The following is a 21,934-nucleotide window of genomic DNA, read 5'->3' on the forward strand; positions in this document are numbered from 1 at the left end:
GAGCGCAGCCGCAGGGAAGGCCCACCCGAAGCGACGCAGCAGCGAGCGAAGACCCACCCGCGGGAACGCAGAGGCAGCCGACGACGCACCCCCCGGAGCGACGCAGCAGCGGTCAGGGCAACCACCCCGCAACGTCGACACAACGTCGTTGCAACGATCCTGTGACTAGCGTCACGCCCACCTGATCCCACCCCCTCCGAGGAGCCACCATGAGCGTGTTCGCCCAGCCCGGTACCGACGGTTCCGTCGTCACCTACAAGTCGCGCTACGACCACTGGATCGGCGGCGAGTACAAGGCCCCCGCGAATGGCCAGTACTTCGAGAACGTCTCGCCGGTCAACGGCAAGGTCTTCTGCGAGATCGCCCGCGGGACCGCCGAGGACATCGAGGCCGCCCTCGACGCCGCCCACGCCGCCGCACCCGCGTGGGGCAAGACGTCCGTGGCCGAGCGTGCCGTCGTCCTCAACAAGATCGCCGACCGCATCGAGCAGAATCTCGAGATGCTCGCTGTGGGCGAGACGTGGGACAACGGCAAGCCGGTCCGCGAGACCATGGCCGCCGACCTCCCGCTCGCCGTCGACCACTTCCGGTACTTCGCCGGCGCGATCCGGGCCCAGGAGGGCCACCTGTCGCAGATCGACGACGACACCGTGGCCTACCACTTCCAGGAGCCGCTGGGCGTCGTCGGCCAGATCATCCCGTGGAACTTCCCGATCCTCATGGCCGTCTGGAAGCTGGCACCCGCGCTGGCCGCCGGCAACGCCGTGGTCATCAAGCCCGCCGAGCAGACGCCGGCCTCGATCATGCTGCTGATGGAGCTGATCGCCGACCTGCTGCCCCCGGGCGTCGTCAACGTGGTCAACGGCTTCGGCACCGAGGCCGGGGCCCCGCTTGCCTCCTCCAGCCGGATCCGCAAGATCGCCTTCACCGGCGAGACCACCACGGGCCGGCTGATCATGCAGATGGCCAGCCAGAACCTCATCCCCGTCACGCTGGAGCTCGGCGGCAAGAGCCCCAACGTCTTCTTCGAGGACGTCGCGGCCAAGGACGACGCGTTCTACGACAAGGCGCTCGAGGGCTTCACGATGTTCGCCCTCAACCAGGGCGAGGTCTGCACCTGCCCGAGCCGCGCACTGATCCAGAACTCGATCCTCGAGCAGTTCCTGCCCGCCGCCACCGAGCGGACCAAGCAGATCAAGCAGGGCAACCCGCTCGACACCGACACGATGATCGGCGCGCAGGCCAGCAACGACCAGCTGGAGAAGATCCTCAGCTACTTCGAGATCGGCGTGCAGGAGGGTGCTCGCATCATCACCGGTGGCGAGCGGGTGGACCTCGGCGGCGACCTGTCGGGCGGCTACTACGTGGCGCCGACGATCTTCCAGGGCCACAACAAGATGCGGGTCTTCCAGGAGGAGATCTTCGGCCCCGTCGTCTCGGTCACCGGGTTCGACGGCTACGACGACGCCATGAGCATCGCCAACGACACGCTCTACGGCCTCGGCGCCGCGGTGTGGTCGCGCGACACCAACACGGCGTACCGCGCCGGTCGTGACATCCAGGCGGGCCGCGTGTGGACGAACAACTACCACGCGTACCCGGCGCACGCCGCCTTCGGTGGCTACAAGTCCTCCGGCATCGGCCGCGAGAACCACCTGATGATGCTCGACCACTACCAGCAGACGAAGAACCTGCTGGTGAGCTACTCCAACAACGCCCAGGGCTTCTTCTGAGCCGACAGCACTGACGCCTCGAGGTCCGGCCGCAGGGTCGGACCTCGAGGTCGTCCTCCATCCGTCCCACCCGAAGGAGCCGTCATGACCGTCGAGCGCATCGCGATGACCGAGAAGGCCGCCGACCTCCTGCGCGAGCTCCGGACGTCGCACGGCAAGCCCCTGATGTTCCACCAGTCGGGCGGCTGCTGCGACGGGTCGGCACCCATGTGCTTCACCCAGGGCTTCTACATCGTGGGGCCCACCGACGTGCACCTCGGCGACCTCGACATCGGTCCCGAGCCGGGCATCGACGAGGCCGGCGTGGTGCCGGTGCACATCTCGCGCGAGCAGTTCAACTACTGGTCGCACACCCACATCACGATCGACGTGGTGCCCGGGCGCGGTGCCGGCTTCTCGATCGAGGGGCCCACGGGCAAGCGGTTCATCATCCGCTCGCGCATCTTCACCGAGGAGGAGACCGCAGCCCTGGTGCCGGTGGTCTGAGCCGCGGCTCACAGCGCGGATCTCGGCATTGTCGGTGCACGACCTCCACCGACGTGGCACGGTCGGTCGGTGACCTGGACGACCGCTGCCCGACGACTGGTCGCGCTCGTGATCGTCCCGGTGGCGGTCACGACGTCGGCGCACCTCGGTACCGCGCCTGCCGCGCAGGCGGCCACGGTGGTCCCCGACGGCTCGACCCAGGCGTCGGCCGCGGCGTCGTGCTGGGAGGTCAAGCAGGTCGAGCCCTCGGCGACCGACGGCGTCTACTGGCTGCTGACCCCGCAGCTGCGGACGCCCACGCAGTTCTACTGCGACATGACGACCGACGGCGGTGGCTGGGTGCTCGTCGGTCGGGGTCGCGACGGCTGGCGCTGGGACGGCGACGCCCAGGGCACCCCGGCGCAGATCGCGAAGGCGCCGACGGGACCGTCGGCGTTCGCGCCGAAGAAGCTGTCGACGGCGACGGTCGACGCCCTGCTGGGTGGCAAGCGTGTCGACGCCCTCACCGACGGCATCCGCCTGCGTCGTGCCGCGAACGCCGACGGGACGTCGTGGCAGGACGTGCGTCTGCGGATCCGCTCGCTGGCCTCGTGGTCGTGGGCCTTCGGCGCCGGCCACCCGCTCACCTCGGCCTCGTTCGACGGCACGTCGTTCTCCGGCGCCACCTCGCGTGACGCCGGCACGACGTCGACGACCTCCGCCAACCGCCTGCGTCGGGTCTGGACCTACGAGTCGCAGGCCAACGGCTGGGTTCGTGGGTTCAACCACGGACAGGCCGTCGCCGGGAGCACCGGGTCCTCGTCCTACCTCTACGCGACGGGCAGCGGCTACGCGACGCCGTTCACGCAGGTCTTCGTCCGCCCGCGGCTGCGTCAGTCCGACCTCTCGTTCGCGACCGTCCCCGACACCGGGACCGGTGCGGTCACCGCGCTGCCCGTGGCCAGGAGCGGCTCGCTGGCCCAGCCGTGGGGCGTCACCGGCACCGGGTCCGGTGGTGCCGGCGAGCTCGGCACGGAGGTGCAGGCGTTCGCTCAGGTGGGCAACACGATGTACGTGGGCGGCAACTTCACCACCGTGCGCAACCAGTCGGGCTCCCAGAGCGTCAAGCAGTCCTACCTCGCCGCCTTCGACGCCACGACGGGTGAGTGGATCTCGTCGTTCCGCCCGAGCCTCGACCGCCAGGTCCGGGCCCTGGCCGCCCTGCCCGACGGCCGCCTGGCGGTCGGCGGCGACTTCACGTCCGTGAACGGCGTCCTGCGACGCAGCGTGGCCGTCTTCACCACCTCGGGCGCCCTCGACCGGACCTGGACGGCGGGGGTCGTGCGCCGCACCGGGGACGAGAAGGCGTCCGTGCGCGCGATGGACGTGGCCGGGGGACGCCTCTACCTCGGCGGACGGTTCACCCACGTCGTGCGAGGGTCGGCGTCGTCGGCCATGCCCTACGTGGCGCGGATCAAGCTCAGCACCGGCAGCGGGGACGGGGCGTGGAAGCCGCGCATCAACGGCACGGTGGCCGACCTCGACGTCGCAGCGGACGGGAAGCGCGTCTACCTCGCGGGCTACATGACCAAGGCAGCGGGACGGACCGTGCGCAAGGGCCTCGCGCTCAGCACGGCCTCGGGCGCAGGCATCGCGTCACCGGCCTGGAAGCCTCGCTACAGCACCACGGGCACGGCGACGTACCAGCAGGCGGTCCGGCAGGTCGGGTCCCGCGTCTGGCTGGGCGGCTCGCAGCACAGCATGTTCGCGTACGACGCGAGCACCCTGGCGCTGAAGGCCGCGCACCTCACCCGGGCGGGCGGTGACCTGCAGGCGATCGGCGACAACGGCCGGATCGTGTACGGCGGCTGCCACTGCGGTGACTGGAGCTACACCGGCGCCACGAGCTACGACACGCTGAAGGTCGGGTCCACCTCGGTGGCCTGGAAGCAGGCGGGCAAGATCTCGCTGCTGGGTGCCTGGGAGAACGCCACCGGTGCGTTCGTGACGACGTTCGCGCCGCAGTGGAAGTCCCGCGGCGGGTTCGGCGTGTGGGCGGTGACGGTGGCGAAGGACGGCACGCTGTGGGCGGGCGGGTCGATCCAGACGAGCGTGAAGGACGGCGGGGGCAACCAGTTCTCCGGCGGCTTCGCGCGGTTCGCGCAGCGTCCGGCGACGGCCCCGTCGGCGCCCAGCGACGCCAAGGCCGTCGTCGAGGGCTCGTCGGCCACCGTNTTCTCCGGCGGCTTCGCGCGGTTCGCGCAGCGTCCGGCGACGGCCCCGTCGGCGCCCAGCGACGCCAAGGCCGTCGTCGAGGGCTCGTCGGCCACCGTGTCGTGGAAGGCCGGCTCGACGAGCGGGGTCACCTACGAGGTGCTGCGCAACGACCGGGTCGTCGCCACGACCAGCTCCACGACGGTCTCGGTGCCGGACTCCACCTCGGCCGACCGGTTCTTCGTGCGGGCCGCCGACGGCCACGGCAACTGGTCGGCCTCCACCGCCCTCGTGCGCGCCTCCTGAGCGGGTCGACCCGGGACGTGTGACCCGACCCACCCGAACTCCGGCAGGGCAGTCGCGTCATGGATGCGGGCCGCGGTGCTCCTCCACTCCGTGGGCCGTCGGGGGAACGACCGGCTCGCGCCCCGAACCGATCAAGGATCCTCCGTGCGTACCAAGACCAGCCTCGCCGCGCTCGCGGCCGCCTTCGCCGTCGTCGTCACCGGGTTGACCGGCGTCGTGCCCGCCGCCCAGGCGGCCACGGTGGTCCCCGACGGCTCGAACCAGGCGGCGGCGGCCGCCTCGTGCTGGGAGGTCAAGCAGGTCAAGCCCTCGGCGACCGACGGCGTCTACTGGTTGCTGACACCTCAGCTGCGGACGCCCACGCAGTTCTACTGCGACATGACCACCGACGGCGGCGGCTGGGTGCTCGTGGGCCGTGGTCGAGACGGCTGGAACTGGGACGGCGACGCCCAGGGCACCCCGGCCCAGATCGCGTCGACCCCGACCGGTCAGTCGGCGTTCGCGCCGAAGAAGCTGTCCACCGCGACCGTCGACGCCCTGCTGGGCGGCAAGCGTGTCGACGCCCTCACCGACGGCATCCGCCTGCGGCGCGCCGCGACCGTCGACGGCACCTCCTGGCAGGACGTGCGGGTGCAGATCCGCTCGCTGGCCTCGTGGTCGTGGGCGTTCGGCGCGGGTCACCCGCTCACGTCCGCATCGTTCGACGGCACGTCCTTCTCCGGCGCCACCTCGCGCGACTTCGGCACCACGTCCACCCTCTCGAGCAACCGCCTGCGCCGGGTCTGGACGTTCGAGTCCAGCACCAACGGCTGGGTGCGGGGCTTCAACTACGGCAGCGGAGTCACCGGCTCGACGGCCTCGTCGAGCTACCTCTACGCCACGGGCAGCGGGAACGCCACGCCGTTCACCCAGGTCTTCGTCCGCCCGCGGCTGCGTCAGTCCGACCTCTCGTTCGAGACCGTCCCCGATGCGGGGACCAGTGCCGTCACGGCGCTGCCGGTGGCCAAGAGCGGCTCGCTGGCCCAGCCGTGGGGCGTCACCGGCACCGGAGCCGGCGGCACCGGTGAGCTCGCGACCGAGGTGCAGGCGTTCGCGCAGATCGGCAACACGATGTACGTGGGCGGCAACTTCACCTCCGTGCGCAACCAGAGCGGCACGCAGAGCGAAGGTCAGTCCTACCTCGCCGCGTTCGACGCCACGACCGGCGAGTGGATCTCCTCGTTCCGGCCCACGTTCGACAACCAGGTCCGGTCGCTCGCGGCCCTGCCCGACGGCCGACTCGCCGTCGGCGGTGAGTTCACGACCGTCAACGGCCAGGGCCGCACCGGCCTCACGGTCCTCGACGCCACCGGCGCCCTGTCGTCCTCCTGGACCACGGTCGTCGAGAACCGCGGCACCAGCGCCAAGGTCAGCGTCCGCGGGCTCGACGTGTCCGGCGGACGGCTCTACGTCGGCGGGGTTTTCACCCACCTGGTGCGCGGCACCAACGCCGCCTACGCCCGCAACGCGGGCCGCATCGACCTCTCCACCGGCAACGGCGACGCAGGCTGGAACCCGAACTTCAACGGCAGCGTCGCGGCCCTCGACGTCTCCGACGACGGTGCGCGCGCCTACTTCGCGGGCTACATGACCGCCTCGGGTGCCACCACGGTCAAGAAGGGCGTGGCCATCAGCACGGCGGCGGGCGCCGCGGTCACCACCCCGGCCTGGAACCCGACCTACAGCACGGGTGGTGCCAGCTACCAGCAGGCCGTCAAGCAGGTCGGGGGCAAGGTGTGGCTGGGCGGCTCGCAGCACAGCATGTTCTCCTACGACACCACCGACTTCGCCCTGAAGGACACCGGCATCACGAAGGCCGGCGGTGACCTGCAGGCCATCACGGGCGGTCTCGGCGACAAGGTCGCCTACGGCGGCTGCCACTGCGGTGACTGGAACTACTCCGGCACCACGAACTACGACAACTTCAACCCGGGCACGACGTCCGTGCAGTGGACCCAGGCAGGCAAGATCTCGCTGCTGGGTGCCTGGGACAACACCACCGGCGCCTTCGTCACCACCTTCGCGCCGCAGTGGAAGTCCCGCGGCGGGTTCGGCGTGTGGGCGGCCACCGTCGCCAAGGACGGCACGCTGTGGGCCGGCGGGTCGATCCAGACGAGCGTGAAGGACGGCGGGGGCAACCAGTTCTCCGGCGGCTTCGCGCGGTTCGCGCAGCGTCCGGCGACGGCCCCGTCGGCGCCCAGCGACGCCAAGGCCGTCGTCGAGGGCTCGTCGGCCACCGTCTCGTGGAAGGTGTCCGACGACGAGTGACCCCGGTTTGAGTCGCTCNGTTCTCCGGCGGCTTCGCGCGGTTCGCGCAGCGTCCGGCGACGGCCCCGTCGGCGCCCAGCGACGCCAAGGCCGTCGTCGAGGGCTCGTCGGCCACCGTCTCGTGGAAGGCCGGCTCGACGAACGGCGTCACCTACGAGGTGCTGCGCAACGACCGGGTCGTCGCCACGACTACCTCCACCACGGTCTCGGTGCCGGACTCCACCTCGGCCGACCGGTTCTTCGTGCGGGCCAGCGACGGCCAGGGCAACTGGTCGGCCTCCACCGCCGTCGTCCGGCCGGCGCAGTCGGCGACCGTCCTGGCCGACGGTGCCACCTGGTCCTACTACTTCGACAACACCGCACCGGTGGCCACGGACTGGAAGGGCGACTCCTTCGACGCGTCCGGCTGGCGCAGCGGGCCCGCCCCGCTGGGGTGGGGCAGCGGTCCGATCGCGACCAACATCGACGTCGCGGCGGGCAGCACGCGCGCCCTCACGTCCCACTACCGGCGCACCTTCGACGTCGCCGACGTCGGCGCCTTCACCCGCTACCGGCTCACGACACGGGCCGACGACGGCGTGGTCGTCTACGTCAACGGCACCGAGGTGGCCCGGGTCAACCTGCCCACCGGCACGGTCGGTCCGAACACGTACGCCACGGCCGCGCCGACCACGACCAGCGCGACCAACAACCCGGTGAGCATCGACATCCCGCTCTCGGCGCTGCGCAACGGGTCGAACGTCATCACCGCCGAGGTGCACTCCAACTACCGGAGCACCCCGACCACCAGCTTCGACGCGAACGTCGTCGCCTCCCGCTGAGGATCCCCATGACCGCACTCGACGTCCGCACCTCCTGGGACCGGCTCGCCGCAGCCCAGAAGGACGGCACCGGTGTGCCGCTGTACATGCGTGCGGTCAATCGTCGACTGGGGCGCGGCATCGCCGCGGTGGCGCACCGGTTCGGAGCCACGCCCGACCAGATGACGGCCGTCAGCGCCCTGCTGGTCGTGGCCGCCCTCGCCGTGCTGGTGCTCCCGGCGCCGAGCGTGCTCACGGGCGTGGCCGTCACCCTGCTGCTGCAGGGTGCGTTCGCGTTCGACGCGGCCGACGGACAGCTCGCGCGGCTGCGTGGCAGCGGTTCGGTGGCGGGGGAGTGGCTCGACCACACGGTCGACGCCGCCCGGACCCTGGCGCTCCACCTGGCCGTGGCCGTGGCGCTGCTGCGCCACACCGACCTCGACGCGGCATGGGCGCTCCTGCCGCTGGGCTTCGCGTTCGTCGCCTCGCTGCGGTTCTTCGCCCAGATCCTCGCCGAGCAGCTCGCGCCCCGCAGGAGCGACCGGGCGGCGTCGGCCGGTCGGTACTCCTCGATCGTGCAGCTGCCGGCCGACGTCGGGGTGCAGAACCTGGTCTTCCTGCTCTGGCCCCTCACGGGTGCCTTCCTGCTGGGGTACGGCCTGCTCGCCGCCGCGAACCTGCTCCTGCTCGTCATGACCCTGCGCCGCCGCCTCCGGGCGCTGCGCGCGCTCGGATGAGCCCGCTCGGGTCGAACCGCGGGCCGGCCACCGGGCTGCGTGCGAGCATGGGGCGGTGGCAGCGATGAGGGCGCGCGAGGTGTCGTGGACCGACCTCGTCGGCACCGAGCCGACCCGGCGTCTGCCGTCGGACCCCCTGCCGGCCTGGCCGCTCCTCACGATGCTCTGGGGCTTCCCGCTCATGTGGGTCCTCGGACTCACCGTCGTGCCCGGCGCCGTCACCATGGCCGTCGTCATGCTCGGCTTCATGCTGGTGCGGCGCTACGCCCTCTGGGTCCCCGGCGTGGGAGCGCTCGTCGGACTGTGCCTGTGGATGGCGGCGTCGGCGGTGATGATCGACACCGGACCACGCATGCTCGGCTTCGGCTTCCGCCTGGCCATCATGTCCTTCGTCGCGATCGCCTTCGTGTACACGGTCGCGGCGCGCACGCGCCTCACCCGGCGTCGGCTCGTGCACGGGCTCACGTTCCTGTGGTTCTTCGTGATCGCCGGCGGAGTGCTCGGCATGATCCTGCCGGGAACCCGACTCACGACGCCCGTCGGCCTGCTCCTGCCGGCCTCGATCAGCGGCAACTCCTACGTGCGCGACCTGTTCTTCCCGCCGTTCGCCGAGGTGCAGCACCCCTGGGGTGCACCCGAGCCGTTCGTCCGTCCGTCGGCGCCCTTCCCGTACGCCAACAGCTGGGGCGTCGCCATCCTCGTGCTCACCCCGATCGCGCTCGCCTGCTTCATGATGACCCGGTCGTGGCTCCTGCGCTGCGCCATCATCGTCGGTGCGGGCGTCATGATCTTCCCGGCCATGGCCACGTCGAACCGCGGCATGTTCGCCGCGCTCGCCCTGGCCGGGGCCTACGTGCTCGTGAGGTACGCGCTGCGCGACCGGGCGGCACCGGTCATCACGCTCACCGTGCTCGGGCTGGTCGCCGGAGTGGTGCTGGTCTGGCAGGGCCTGTTCACCCAGTTCGAGGTGCGTCAGGAGTACGGCCAGTCCAACGGGGCCCGCTTCACGCTCTACGCCGAGACGATCCAGCGCACCCTGGCCTCTCCGCTCCTGGGGTACGGCGCGCCCCGGCCCTCCGCCGAGCAGGCGCTCTCGGTCGGCACGCAGGGCTACATCTGGACGCTCATGTTCAGCTTCGGCTTCGTCGGCCTGGCGCTGTTCCTCGCGTTCCTCTGGGGCTCCACCTGGCGCACCCGGTACTGCCGCGACGACGTCGACGTGGCCCTGCACGCGACGCTCGTCGTCTCGAGCCTCGCGATCATCGTGTACGGCCTCGACATCATCCAGCTCCTCGCCATCGCGCTCGTGGCGGCGATCCTGCTGAGACGTCGCTACGGCCTCGACGATGACGACTGAGGTCACCTCCGCTCGGTCGGGCCTCGGCACGGCAGCCGTCGCGAACCTCGTGGGGGGCGCCCTCGGGGCGATGGTCAACCTCGTGCTGGCCGCGCTGGTCGGCCGGCACCTGGGGACCGAGGGATCGGGTGTCTACTTCCTGGTCGTCGCCGTCTTCCTGATCGTCGCCAACAGCGCCGAGCTCGGTGCCGACACGGGGCTGGTGCGGTTCGTCGCGGCCACCCGGGCGCTGGGCCGACCGCAGGACACGCCGCAGATCGTCCGGACCGCCGTGGTCCCCGTCCTGGTGGGCGGGGCGGTCGTGGTGGCTCTCGGCATCCCCCTGGCCCTCACGGTCGCGCCGTCGGGTCTCTCGCCGGTCGTGGCCGTGGCTGCCGTCCCGCTCACCGTGCTGGCCTCCCTCACGGCCCTGGCGCTGGGCATCACCCGGGGGGCGGGCGACCCGCTCGCGTTCCCGCTGGTGCAGAACATCCTGCTGCCGGCCGGTCGGATGGTGGCCGTCGGCGTGGCGGTGCTGGCCGGCTGGGGCGTCAGCGAGGTCGTCGCGGCCTGGCTCCTGCCGGTGCCCCTCGTGCTGGTCGTCGCGGCCGCGCTCGCCGCGCGTCACGTCACGGGTGGCGCCCGGCCCGAGGGCCGGTCACGGACGGCCTACCCCGGCTTCTGGCGGTTCAGTGCCGCGCGTGGTGCGACGGCGTGCGTCGAGATCGTGCTCGAGTGGGTCGACGTGGTGATCGTCGGGGTCTTCGCCTCTCCGGCCGAGGCCGGCGTGTACGCGGTGGTCACGCGGTGCGCACGGGCCGGCGAGGTGGTGCAGCAGGCGGCGCGCATCGCCGTCGGTCCGGCCATCAGTGCGGCGTCGGCCCGGGGCGACCACGCCCTGGTGGGTCGTCTGTACGGCGTCGTCACCGCGGCCATGGTGTGGGCGGCCTGGCCCTTCTACGCCGTCCTGGCGGTGTTCGCGGAGCCGGTGCTGGGCATCTTCGGCGACGGCTTCGACTCCGGTGCCCCGTCCCTGCGCGTGCTGGCGGCGGCCATGGCGGTCGCCACCGCGGCGGGCGCGGTGCAGAGCGTGCTCCTCATGGCCGGGCGCAGCAGCTGGCAGCTCGCCGACAAGACCGGCGCGCTCGCCCTCGACGTCGTGCTGCTGCTCGTGCTGGTCCCGCACTGGGGCATCGAGGGCGCCGCGATCGCCTGGGCGGTCACGATCGTCGTCGACACCGCGGTCGTGGGCTACCAGGTGCAGGTCCTCATGGGCGTGCGACCGCCGTGGGCCCCGATCCTGTGGGCTGCGGCCCTTCCCGTGGTCATGGTGCTGGCACCGAGCGTGCTGGTGGCCGCCACGTGGGGAACCGGCGCGTCGGTGGCCGCGGCCACGACCGCGGCTCTCGCCGTCGTCTACCTGGTCGTCGGAGCGCTGCTGCGCCGACGGCTGGGTCTGCTGGACCTGGTCAGGCTCCGCGGAGCCTGAGCCGCCCCGTCGCCGTCGGCCCCGTCACAGCCGCTCGCCGCGCTGCGGGAGCAGCACGGTGAGCGCGACGTCGACACCCTGGGCGCGCAGCAGCCCGCGGAGGCGGCGCGCGGCGAGCGCGTCGTCGTCGACCGAGCGAGCCAGCACGACCTGGTCGCACCGGGTGGCGAGGGTGACCTTGAGCGCGTCGGACGTGAGCTCGGAGGAGTCGATGACGACCACCTCGCCGCCCCACGTCGACTGCTTGCGCTGGGTGGGCCACCCGCGGGCCAGCTTGCCCTCGTTGATGACGGCGGCGTCGACGTGACGCACGGCCCGACCGCGACGGCGCAGCGCCTCGGCGAGGGCGGTCCCGGGCTGGGTGCCCACCGACCCGTCGACGACGAGCGTGTAGCCGGAGTCGGCCGGGGCCTCGCTCGGGAGCTTGAGCATGAGGGCCGCGATGTCCCACGTGTCCTGCGGTCGCGGGTCGCGGGTGCCGTCGAGGACGGCCGCCTCGTTGATCGAGCCGAGCCCACCCACGTCGCCGATGCCGGCGCTCGGGGCGGTGCGACGCGTCAGGGCGACCGGCACCGCGACGAGCAGGCCGAGGGCCAGCCCGGCCACGCCGAGCGGCAGGACGCCGAGCGACGACGGGCCCGACGGCGTGGCGGTGGCCCCGAGGATCTGGCCGGGGGTGGTGTCGGCGGTGGCGAGCTCGGCGGCGCGGTCGCCCAGCGACTCGGCCTGGCGCAGGATCGAGGCCTTGGCGGGGGAGCCGGCGGGGTAGCGCTGCGCCGAGCGCTCGAGCATCGAGACGCGGTCCCAGGTCGCCTCCTGCTGGGCCTGCACCTCGTCGGCCGCGGTCTTGCCGCGCACGCCGAGGAAGGCCTCGGCCACCGCACGCGACCCGGTGGCTGCGGCGTCGGCGGAGGAGGCGGTGTAGGTGATGTTCAGCACGGCGGTGTCGGGCGGGTTCTCCACACCCACGCCGTCCTTCAGCTCGCCGCGGGTGGTGCCGAGGTCGTCGGCTGCAGCAGCGAGCACGTCGCCGGAGGTCACGAGCTGCGCGGCCGTGGCGACGTCGAGGGCGGCGGTGGCGCTCGAGCCCGAGGACGAGGGCACGTCGACCGAGGAGACCCGGACCGACGTGGTGGCCGTGTAGGTCACGGGGAGGACCGCCCAGGCGAGGACGCCGAGCAGCAGGCCGACGGCGGCGCCGAGGGCGAGGACGCGCCAGCGACGGCGCAACGACCCCGCGAGCTCGCTGAGCTGGACGGGCTGGGGCGGTGCGGGCTGCATGGGACTTGCTCCTTGGGACCGGGACATCATGCAAGAGGAGTGCCGAGGCCGGCGTTCATGACGCCGGGGTACCGACGCGTACCCCTGTGACGTGTGTCATTGACCCTCACGGGTCTGCCGCTAGTATGGGGCTCGTTGTAACCGCCTGTGTCAAAAAGCGCAGGTGGTCCGGCCGGGAGCTCGTCACCTCGAGCGACGGCTGGAACTCATCCAGGGGAAATACATGTCTGAAAACTCGTGCACATCCGTGCGCGCGTCCACCTCGACGTTGGACGACGCGCATCTGCTCGGGCTCGCCAGAGACGGTCACGACGACGCCTATGCCGAGCTCTTCCGCCGCTACCGACCGGTGGCCCTCCGTCTTGCCAGACGTCTGTCGTCGCACGGCGACGCCGAGGACACCGTGTCCGAGGCCTTCGCCCAGGTGCTCGGCCAGCTGCGTCGGGGCAACGGTCCCGACTACGCCTTCCGCGCCTACGTCCTCACCTCGGTGCGCCACGAGGCCGGACGTCGGGGTCGGCTGCGTCAGCGCGTCCAGCCCACCGACGACCTCGCCAAGATCGACACGGCGGTCCCGTTCGGCAACGGCCAGCTCGACAGCTTCGAGCGCGACCTCGTCCGCACGGCGTTCGAGTCGCTCCCGGAGCGCTGGCGGACCGTGCTGTGGTACCTCGACGTCGAGGGTCTCAAGCCGCACGAGATCGCCGAGCGGCTCGACCTCAAGCCCAACAGCGTGTCCGCGCTCGTCTACCGGGCCCGGGCCGGGCTGCGCGAGGCCTACCTCGCCCAGCACGTCTCCGTCGACACCGCGTCCGAGACCGAGGAGTGTCGTCGTGTGCGACCCCGCCTGGCCTCGCTCGTGCGGCGCACGGCCGGCATGCGCGAGCAGAAGCGCATCCACGCCCACCTCGAGACCTGCCCGGCGTGCATGGCCAGCTACCTCGAGATCGAGGACGTCAACGCGCGCGTGGTCGCCCCCACCGGCACGACCGGGGTCGCCGACGGCCTGAGCACGATGGCCGGGGCGACGGCGGGGATCGTCACCGCCGCCGCGGTCGTCGCCGCAGCGCGCGCCTGACCGCGTCGTCCCACCGGTGAGACGCGGTCCGCTGGTCCTCGGTGCGGCGGTCGCGGTCGCGGCCGTCGCCGCGGGGGTGCTCGTGGTGCGCGACGACGGGTCAGGCGGTCGGTCGGTCGACGCCTCGGTGCGCTGCTCCGCCGGCGACGTCGACGCGCTCGACCTGTCCGACCCGGACCAGGGCGAGCAGACCTGGTCCGAGGAGTTCGACGGAGCAGGACAGGGCCGCGCGGGTCTCGACCCGCAGCGCTGGACCGTGCGCGACGCGACCACCCTGTCGTTCGACCAGGCCAGGATCCGCGCCGACAACGTGTCGGTGGCCGACGGCACGCTGCGGATCACCGCGCGCGACGACGCCGCCGGCGACCCGAGCGGCCTCCGCCCGGTCACGACCGGGTACGTCGACACCATCGGCCACTTCTCGCAGCGGTACGGCCGGTGGGAGGTGCGGGCCCGGCTGCCCGTGGCACCCGGGGAGTCGCGCGGCCTCTGGCCGGCGTTCTGGCTGAGGGCCGACGACCTGCCGGGCGAGATCGACGTGGTGGAGGCCTGGGGGACGCCTGCGGCGCGCCCGCGCGACGACATGGCGTCGCAGTACGCCTGGACGGTGCACGAGGACACCGATGCCCCGCAGGGATACCGACGCGTGGGTGGATGGGGCTCGGCCGCCGGGCCGCTGGCCGACGACTTCCACGTCTTCGCCGTCGACTGGGTGCCCGGTTGCCTGCGCTTCTCCCTCGACGGTCGCACGACCGGTCACGTCGACCTGGACCAGGAGCCGCGCCTGGCCGCAGCCCTCGACGACGAGATGAACATCCGGCTCAACCTCCAGGTCGGCGGACGGTACTGGGGGCGCCTGGACCCGGAGCAGCCCGGGTCCACCCGCCTCCCGGCCACGCTCGAGGTCGACCACGTCCGGGTCTTCCGGCCGCGCTCCTGAGGCGTCCTGCGGCTCCGCTGCGGCGACCGTGACGAGCGCCACCAGAACCGGTCCTCCATCCGGCGTCACGGAACACACCCTCGCTGCTCCTTCTGGATGAGTGTCACATCCAGGGGATCGGAGACAGGGTGACCATCGACCGGAAGACCTATGACGTGGGGTACGCCAGCGGCGTGTTCGACATGTTCCACGTGGGCCACCTCAACCTGCTGCGCCGTGCGCGGCACCGTTGCCACCACCTCGTGGTGGGCGTCGCCAGCGACGAGTACGTCGAGCTGCTGAAGGGTCGGCCCCCGGTCGTCCCGTGCGACGAGCGCATCGACATCATCTCGGCCCTCGGGATCGTCGACGAGGTCGTCATCGACCGCTCCGAGGACAAGAAGATGGTCTGGGACCAGCGGCCGTTCGACGTCATCTTCAAGGGTGACGACTGGCAGGGGACGCCGAAGGGCTACCGCCTCGAGCGGTCGATGGGTGAGATCGGCGTCGACGTCGTCTACTACCCGTACACCCGCCAGACCTCCAGCACGATCCTGCGCGCCCACCTCACCGGCGCCGAGCTCGAGGGCCAGCTGTGAGCGTGCCGACCGTCCAGGCCTCGCAGGTCGACCGTCGGACCACCGACGGCGTCGTCGACGCCGACGCGGCCGGGTACGCCCCGGCCGTCACCGTGGTCGTGCCCACGCACGACCGGCCGCAGCTGATGGCCGAGGCCGTCCGCAGCGTGCTGAACCAGGAGTACGCAGGTCCGATCGAGGTCGTCGTCGTCTTCGACGCCTGCGACCCCGTGCTCCCCGACGTGGTCACCGGCCCGACGCAGACGCTGCGCGCCGTCGTGAACGAGCGCACCCGAGGCCTGGCCGGCGCCCGCAACAGCGGCATCCTCGCCGCCTCCCACGACTTCGTCGCGTTCCTCGACGACGACGACACCTGGCTGGCCGGCAAGCTCGCGGCGCAGATGCCCCTCTTCCGCGACCACCCCGACGTCCGCCTCGTGGCCACCGCCATGCAGGTCGACGACGGTGAGCGGCTCACCGACCGTCTCGTCCCGAGCGACGTCGTCTCCCACGCCGAGCTCGTGCGCGAGCGGTTCGGCGGCCTGCACTCGAGCAGCTTCGTGTTCCGCCGCGAGGCGCTGGTCCACGAGATCGGCATGATCGACGAGGACCTGCCCCGTGGCTACGCCGAGGACACCGACGTCCTGCTCGGCGCCTCCCGCCTCGCGCCGGTCCGGCTGGTCAACGAGCCCCTCGTGCGGGTGCGCTGGCAGGGCCAGTCCTACTTCTTCGGGCGCTGGGCCGACTACGCGGCGGCGCTCACCTACCTCCTGGCCAAGCACCCGGAGTTCGCTGGCGACGACGCCGCGCACTCCCGCATGCTCTCACAGATCGCCTTCGGCGAGGTCTCGTCCGGCCAGCGGGCGGCAGGTCGGCGACACGCCCGCCGCGCCATCGCCCTGCGCCGCACCAACCTTCGCGCCTGGCTCGCGCTCGTCATCGGCCTGCGCCTGGCGACCACCGGCGCCGTCGTGACCGTCGCCCGACGCTTCGGAAAGGGGATCTGACATGCGCATCCTCATCGCCTGCTCCTCCGGAGGACACCTCGCCCAGGCCCTGGCGCTCGAGCCCTGGTGGGGCCAGCACGAGCGGCTCTGGGTCACCGGACCGACCGAGGACGCCCGCCTCAAGCTGCAGGACGAGCGCGTCATCGAGTGCGCCTGGCCAACGCAGCGCAACCTGCCCAACCTGGCCCGCAACATGATGCTGGCCCGCCGCGTCATCGACGAGTGGCGTCCCGACGTCGTCTTCAGCACCGGGGCGGCCGTCGCCGTCCCCTTCCTGCGCCAGGCGCGTCGCGTCGGGGCGCGGTCGATCTTCCTCGAGACGATCGACCGCATCGAGAAGCCGTCGCTGACGGGCCGGCTCGTGTATCCCTTCGTCGACGAGTACCTCACCCAGTGGGACCAGCTGAGCGAGAAGCTCCCGCGGGCCCAGACCGTGGGGCTCGTGCTGTGACCGACGACCTCACCCTCGTGGCGAGCGTCGGGACGTACCACCACCCGTTCGACCGGTTCGTCGACTGGCTGGAGCCGTGGACGGACGAGCGCGGCGCCCAGGTCGTGTTCCAGCACGGGTCCACGCGCCCGATCGAGGGCGCGACCAACCTGACGATGATGGCGCCGGACGAGCTGCTCGAGCACTACCGGCGCGCCGACGTCGTGGTGCTGCAGGGTGGCGCCGGCGGCGTGATGGACGCCCGTCGCGCCGGGCGCATCCCGATCGTCGTGCCCCGCGTGCCCGTGGGCCACGAGGTGGTCGACGACCACCAGGTGGTGCTGGCGCGCCGCCTGGCGGAGATGGGCCTGGTCCACGTCGCCGAGACGCGTGAGCAGCTGCACGCCCTGCTCGACGGCGCGGCCGACGGGACCGTCGCGACCCGCAGCGGCCAGATCGAGCCGACGCCCGGCGTCGTCGAGGCCGTCCGCCTGCTCGGAGAGCTGCCCGAGGCCCGACGCGACGACGAAGGTCGCACCCGGCTGGGCCTGCCGCGCAGCAACCGGCTGCCGGCCGGCGAGGAGTTCCTCGCCGCACGTGAGCAGCGGGGACGGCGCGGTCCGTTCCGCATCCTCGCCGACGCGGTCCGACAGGGTCTGCTGGGCTACCTGCTCACCTTCGCGGTCACGCTGGTGCTGAGCAGCCGGCTCGCCGTGGGACCCGTGTCGGGCCGGGTCGTGGTCGTCAGCGTGCTCGTGTGGCTCGTCTACAGCTGGCTCGCCCAGGCCGCCTACGAGCGCGCCACGTCGCTCAAGCCCGCGGTGCGCTTCCTGTCGTTCGTCGGCACCACGCTCGTGGTCGCTCTCCTGCTCGGTGCGAACAACACCGTGGGGCTGCGCAGCGCCCTGCTCGTCGCGCTGCTCGCCGTGGCCACCTTCGTCGGCTACGGCGCGGTGCACCGGGTCGCTCGACGACGCACCCCCACCGTGCTCGTGGGCGAGGAGCGCACGGTCCGCCGCCTCACCCAGCGCTGGCACGACCGCAGCGACGTCGACGTGGTCTCGTCCTGCGTGTGGCGGGGCGAGGCCGAGTCGGTCCCACTCGGCTCGCCCGGCTCGCTCACGCGCATCGTCCCCGACGTGCTGGCGGCGGTGGCCCGGTCCCGTGCGCGGTCGGTGGTCATCGCGTCCGACCACGCCCTCACGACCCCGTCGCTGCGCCACCTCGCGTGGGCGCTGCAGCGCGCCGACGTCGAGTGCCTCGTGCTGGCCGACATGGAGGACCACGTCGAGTACATGCGCCCGCAGATCGTGGCCGACCAGCTGGCCCTCACGATGCGCCCGCCCAACGAGCACCTCGTCTCCGTCGCGGCGAAGACGGTCTTCGACCGCGTCCTGGCCCTCGGCGGGCTCCTCGTCCTGTCGCCCGTGCTGCTCGCGATCGCCGTCGCCGTGAGGGCGTCCTCGCCCGGACCGGTCATCTTCCGCCAGGAGCGCACCGGCCGCGACGGCAAGCCCTTCACCATGCTCAAGTTCCGCACGATGGTCGTCGACGCCGAGGAGCGTCTGGCCGACCTCGTCCTGCGCAACGAGGGGGCCGGACCGCTGTTCAAGCTCGACGATGACCCCCGCGTCACCCGGGTGGGTCGGCTGCTGCGTCGCACGTCGCTCGACGAGCTTCCCCAGCTGGTGAACGTGCTGCTGGGACACATGTCCCTCGTGGGACCGCGTCCGGCCCTGCCGCGCGAGACGGCGCAGTACAGCCAGTGGGTCTGGCGACGCCTGCACGTCCGCCCAGGGCTCACCGGACTCTGGCAGGTCAGCGGCCGTTCGCAGCTCAGCTGGGAGGAGTCGATCCGGCTCGACCTGCAGTACGTGAACACCTGGAGCCTGCGGCTCGACGCCAAGATCCTGCTCCGGACGGTCCGTGCCGTGGTGGCACGTGACGGCGCTCTCTGAACGCGCGCCGGACTGTCACTCGCTGTTACTGTGACGCATCCCCGCACCCGCACCACGAGGAGTAGCCGGACCGCATGAGTGACATCGCCTACAAGCTGAAGGTCCTGCGTCAGATCGGTCTGCTGAAGCCCCAGCTGCCGCACCGGCTCCTCAAGGCGGGCGTCAAGCTCGCCACGTGGGGTCCGGGCTTCCCGGCGGCCGTCGCGGCCGCCGCGGCGAGGTACCCGAACCAGACCGCGATCATCGACGACGCCGGCGAGATCACCTGGTCCGAGCTCAGCGACGAGATCAACCGCACCACCGCCGCGCTCAAGGAGCGGGGCGTCCAGGTGGGCGACGCGGTCGCCCTGATGGGGCGCAACCACCGCTGGATGGTCATCTCGATGGTCTCGATCATGCAGATCGGCGCCAAGGTCCTGCTGCTGAACACCATGGCCAGCGCCTCGCAGCTGGGCGAGCTGACCCGCCGCGAGGACACCAAGTTCGCGATCGTCGACCAGGAGTTCCTCGAGGTCACCTCCGAGATCGACCGCGACATGGTGGTCGTGGCGTGGTCCGACGACGACAGCCACGGTCTGCCGACGCTGTCGCAGATCGCCCAGGGCCACCCCGGCAAGGCGCACAAGAAGCCCGAGAAGCCCGGCGGCATCGTCATCTTCACGTCCGGCACCACCGGACTGCCCAAGGGGGCCAACCGCAAGGAGCCGGAGAACCTCGACCCGCTCCTCACCTTCTTCGGCTCGATCCCCTACGGCGGCAACACCACCGTCGTGCTGGCCGCGCCGCTGTTCCACTCGTGGGGCCTGCTCAACTTCGGCTTCGGCCTGTCGACGGTGCCCACGTACGTGCTGCGTCGCAAGTTCGATCCCGAGCAGGTGCTGCGGGACATCGCCGAGCGCCGCGCGGAGGTGCTCGTCGTGGTGCCGCTCATGATCCAGCGCCTGGTGAACCTCGACCGGGAGAAGGCCGACCGCCACGACGTGTCGAGCCTGCGCATCACCGCGTCGAGCGGCTCGGCCCTCGCCGGCGAGCTCGCGACCGACTTCATGGACCGCTTCACCGACTCGGTCTACAACTTCTACGGAGCCACCGAGACCGGCTGGGTCTCCGTCGCCTCGCCGGAGGACCTGCGTGCCGCGCCGGGCACGGCGGGCCGCATCCCGTGGCGCACCGTCGTCAAGGTGCTCGACACCGACGGCAACGAGCTGCCGCCGGGCGAGACCGGCGTGATCTACGTGGGCAACGAGATGCAGTTCGGCGGCTACACCGACGGCAACACCAAGGACTTCCGCGACGGGCTCATGCACACCGGTGACCTCGGCTACTTCGACGAGGACGGGCGCCTGTTCGTGGCCGGTCGCGACGACGACATGGTCATCTCCGGCGGCGAGAACGTGTTCCCGCGCGAGCTCGAGGACGCCCTCATCGGCCACCCCGCGATCACCGACGTGGTCGTCGTCGGCATCCCCGACGACGACTGGGGCCACTGCCTGGCCGCCTACGTGGTGGTCAAGGACGGTGAGTCGCTCGACGAGGACGAGGTCGTGGCGTACGCGAAGGAGCGGGTGGCGCGGTTCGCCGTGCCGCGCCGCCTCCAGTTCCTCGACGAGCTGCCGCGCAACCCCACCGGCAAGGTGATGAAGCGCGAGCTCCCCGAGTTCGACTGACCCCGACCGAGCGCAGCTGGGGCACCTCCGCTCGCGGGGGCGGACGTCGGTCGGGCGGACGATCGTCGTGCGACCCGACGGCGCCCCGTGCGTCTCGCCGAGCGCAGCGGGGCCCGTGTGGCACGCTTGCGCCGTGGATCTGACGTACGCACCGCAGCCGGACGGTCGTCCGGACCCGGGTGAGGTCGTCTGGACGTGGGTGCCGTACGAGGACGACCCGAGCCAGGGCAAGGACCGGCCGGTGCTCGTGGTCGGACGCGACGGAGAGCGCCTGGTGGGCCTCATGCTCACGTCGAAGGACCATGACCGCGACGCCGAGCAGGAGGCGCGGGCCGGACGGTTCTGGCACGACCTGGGCGCCGGTCCGTGGGACCCGAAGGGCCGGCCGAGCGAGGTGCGGCTGAACCGGCTGCTCGACCTCGACCCCGGCGGCGTGCGGCGCGAAGGTGCCGTGCTCGACGAGCCGCGCTTCGGTGCCGTGGTGGCGGCCGCCTCCGAGCACCTCCCCGACCTCCGCCGGGGCCGCGCGTGAAGATCATCGACGCGATCGACCGGTTCCAGCGTCGGCACCCGGTCCTGGCGTTCCCGCTGGCGGTGATCTACAAGTACTTCGACGACCAGGGCCCGTACCTGGCCGCGATCATCAGCTACTACGCCTTCATCGCGGTGTTCCCGCTGCTGCTCATCTCCTCGTCCATCCTCGGCTTCGTGCTGCAGGGGGACCCCGAGCTGCGCGACCGGCTGCTCGACACGGCGCTGAGCCAGTTCCCGATCGTGGGCGACCAGCTCGCCAGCGAGCAGGGGCTGCAGGGCAGCACGTCGGCCATCGTCGTCGGTTCGATCGTCGCGACCTACGGTGCGATGGGCCTGGGGCAGGCGGCGCAGAACGCGGCGAACATCGCCTGGTCGGTGCCGCGCAACAGCCGCGCCAACCCGTTCCTGATGCGGCTGCGCAGCCTGATCTTCCTGGCCATCGCCGGCCTGGGCATCCTCGCGCTCGCGATCGCGACGTCGGTGCTCGCGAACCCCGACGCGTTCGGCGGCACGGTCGGGCCGGCGACCGGCCCGTTGGTCCGTGGCGTCGGCTTCGTCCTCACGGCGGCCATCTTCGTGGGCCTGTTCCGGCTGGTGAGCGCCGGACGCGCCTCCACCCGGTCGGTGCTGCCGGGGGCGCTGCTCGCCACCGTGGGCTGGCAGCTGCTGCAGCTGGCGGGCAACACGTACGTCACGAACGTGATCAACCGGGCCAGCCGGACCGTCGACCCGACGTTCGCGCTGGTGCTCGGCCTGGTGGCCTTCATCTTCGTCGCCGCCGTGATGACCGTGCTCGGTCTGGAGCTCAACGTCGTCCTGCGGCGACACCTCTACCCGCGGGCGCTGCTGACCCCGTTCACCGACAACGTCGACCTCACCGATGCCGACAAGCGGGCGTACACCGCCTACGCGAAGGCCCAGCGGCACAAGGGCTTCGAGATCATCGAGGCCCGGTTCGAGAAGCCCGACGACGAGGACGACGGGGCCGGTGACGGGGCAGGTGACGAGACGGTGCCACCGTCGTCGCCGCCCGAGCCGGCGTCGGCTCGCCCCGGCACCGCCTAGGCTGGACGCAGAGAGCTCCACCCCCCTGAC

17 protein-coding genes are annotated in these 21,934 nt (G+C 71.9%); 16 read left to right on the forward strand and 1 reads right to left on the reverse strand.

From position 1 onward, the window contains the following. Positions 1–209: 209 nt before the first annotated feature. From ASF35_RS06435 to ASF35_RS06470, 7 genes are all read left to right on the forward strand, one after another. On the forward strand, positions 210–1,733 hold the full coding sequence (locus tag ASF35_RS06435; RefSeq protein WP_055964450.1) for an aldehyde dehydrogenase family protein: 1,524 nt from the start codon (positions 210–212) through the stop codon (positions 1,731–1,733). Between the two features lie 84 nt (positions 1,734–1,817). Next, positions 1,818–2,219: a DUF779 domain-containing protein gene (locus tag ASF35_RS06440; RefSeq protein WP_055964453.1), complete on the forward strand. Its 402-nt coding sequence runs from the start codon at positions 1,818–1,820 to the stop codon at positions 2,217–2,219. A 177-nt stretch (positions 2,220–2,396) separates the two neighbouring features. Beyond that, positions 2,397–4,432: fibrinogen-like YCDxxxxGGGW domain-containing protein (locus tag ASF35_RS18615; RefSeq protein WP_369797008.1), on the forward strand; the 2,036-nt coding region annotated here is incomplete at its 3' end. Positions 4,433–4,862: 430 nt separating this feature from the next. Beyond that, entirely contained in the window at positions 4,863–7,025 is a 2,163-nt protein-coding gene (locus ASF35_RS06450; protein ID WP_055964459.1) for a fibrinogen-like YCDxxxxGGGW domain-containing protein, read from the forward strand. 829 nt (positions 7,026–7,854) lie between these two features. Then, complete coding sequence (locus ASF35_RS06460) at positions 7,855–8,562, forward strand: CDP-alcohol phosphatidyltransferase family protein (protein ID WP_055964465.1); 708 nt, start codon at positions 7,855–7,857, stop codon at positions 8,560–8,562. 64 nt (positions 8,563–8,626) lie between these two features. Continuing rightward, on the forward strand, positions 8,627–9,919 hold the full coding sequence (locus tag ASF35_RS06465; RefSeq protein WP_369797009.1) for an O-antigen ligase family protein: 1,293 nt from the start codon (positions 8,627–8,629) through the stop codon (positions 9,917–9,919). Continuing rightward, positions 9,909–11,387 (forward strand): lipopolysaccharide biosynthesis protein, encoded by a 1,479-nt coding sequence (locus ASF35_RS06470; protein WP_055964471.1) that lies wholly within the window; start codon positions 9,909–9,911, stop codon positions 11,385–11,387. Before ASF35_RS06465 ends, ASF35_RS06470 begins: the two co-directional genes overlap by 11 nt. A 24-nt stretch (positions 11,388–11,411) precedes the next feature. On the opposite strand, the gene ASF35_RS06475 is transcribed toward ASF35_RS06470, so the two are convergent. Next, complete coding sequence (locus ASF35_RS06475; protein ID WP_055964475.1) at positions 11,412–12,668, reverse strand: Wzz/FepE/Etk N-terminal domain-containing protein; 1,257 nt, start codon at positions 12,666–12,668, stop codon at positions 11,412–11,414. A gap of 223 nt (positions 12,669–12,891) precedes the next feature. Between ASF35_RS06475 and ASF35_RS06480 the strand changes: the two genes are divergently transcribed. The 9 genes from ASF35_RS06480 to ASF35_RS06520 all read left to right on the forward strand — a co-directional run bounded on the left by ASF35_RS06480 (position 12,892) and on the right by ASF35_RS06520 (position 21,904). Beyond that, entirely contained in the window at positions 12,892–13,746 is an 855-nt protein-coding gene (locus ASF35_RS06480) for a sigma-70 family RNA polymerase sigma factor (protein ID WP_082495389.1), read from the forward strand. Positions 13,747–13,762: 16 nt separating this feature from the next. Then, positions 13,763–14,686: a family 16 glycosylhydrolase gene (locus ASF35_RS06485; RefSeq protein WP_055964481.1), complete on the forward strand. Its 924-nt coding sequence runs from the start codon at positions 13,763–13,765 to the stop codon at positions 14,684–14,686. Between the two features lie 128 nt (positions 14,687–14,814). Continuing rightward, positions 14,815–15,264: an adenylyltransferase/cytidyltransferase family protein gene (locus tag ASF35_RS06490; protein ID WP_235492913.1), complete on the forward strand. Its 450-nt coding sequence runs from the start codon at positions 14,815–14,817 to the stop codon at positions 15,262–15,264. Continuing rightward, entirely contained in the window at positions 15,261–16,250 is a 990-nt protein-coding gene (locus tag ASF35_RS06495; RefSeq protein ID WP_055964483.1) for a glycosyltransferase family 2 protein, read from the forward strand. The genes ASF35_RS06490 and ASF35_RS06495 overlap by 4 nt, the downstream gene beginning before the upstream one ends. A 1-nt stretch (position 16,251) precedes the next feature. Then, positions 16,252–16,701 (forward strand): hypothetical protein, encoded by a 450-nt coding sequence (locus ASF35_RS06500; RefSeq protein ID WP_055964486.1) that lies wholly within the window; start codon positions 16,252–16,254, stop codon positions 16,699–16,701. Continuing rightward, entirely contained in the window at positions 16,698–18,638 is a 1,941-nt protein-coding gene (locus tag ASF35_RS06505; protein WP_055964489.1) for an exopolysaccharide biosynthesis polyprenyl glycosylphosphotransferase, read from the forward strand. Before ASF35_RS06500 ends, ASF35_RS06505 begins: the two co-directional genes overlap by 4 nt. Positions 18,639–18,712: 74 nt before the next feature. Continuing rightward, complete coding sequence (locus tag ASF35_RS06510; RefSeq protein ID WP_055964492.1) at positions 18,713–20,305, forward strand: AMP-binding protein; 1,593 nt, start codon at positions 18,713–18,715, stop codon at positions 20,303–20,305. A 133-nt stretch (positions 20,306–20,438) separates the two neighbouring features. Continuing rightward, entirely contained in the window at positions 20,439–20,837 is a 399-nt protein-coding gene (locus ASF35_RS06515) for a type II toxin-antitoxin system PemK/MazF family toxin (RefSeq protein WP_235499111.1), read from the forward strand. Further along, positions 20,834–21,904 carry a YihY/virulence factor BrkB family protein gene (locus tag ASF35_RS06520; RefSeq protein ID WP_200914496.1) on the forward strand — a complete coding sequence of 357 codons (1,071 nt, stop codon included), beginning with the start codon at positions 20,834–20,836 and terminating at the stop codon, positions 21,902–21,904. Before ASF35_RS06515 ends, ASF35_RS06520 begins: the two co-directional genes overlap by 4 nt. Positions 21,905–21,934 lie beyond the last annotated feature (30 nt).

The sequence above is a fragment of the Aeromicrobium sp. Leaf291 genome (genome assembly GCF_001423365.1).
GTDB lineage: Bacteria > Actinomycetota > Actinomycetes > Propionibacteriales > Nocardioidaceae > Aeromicrobium.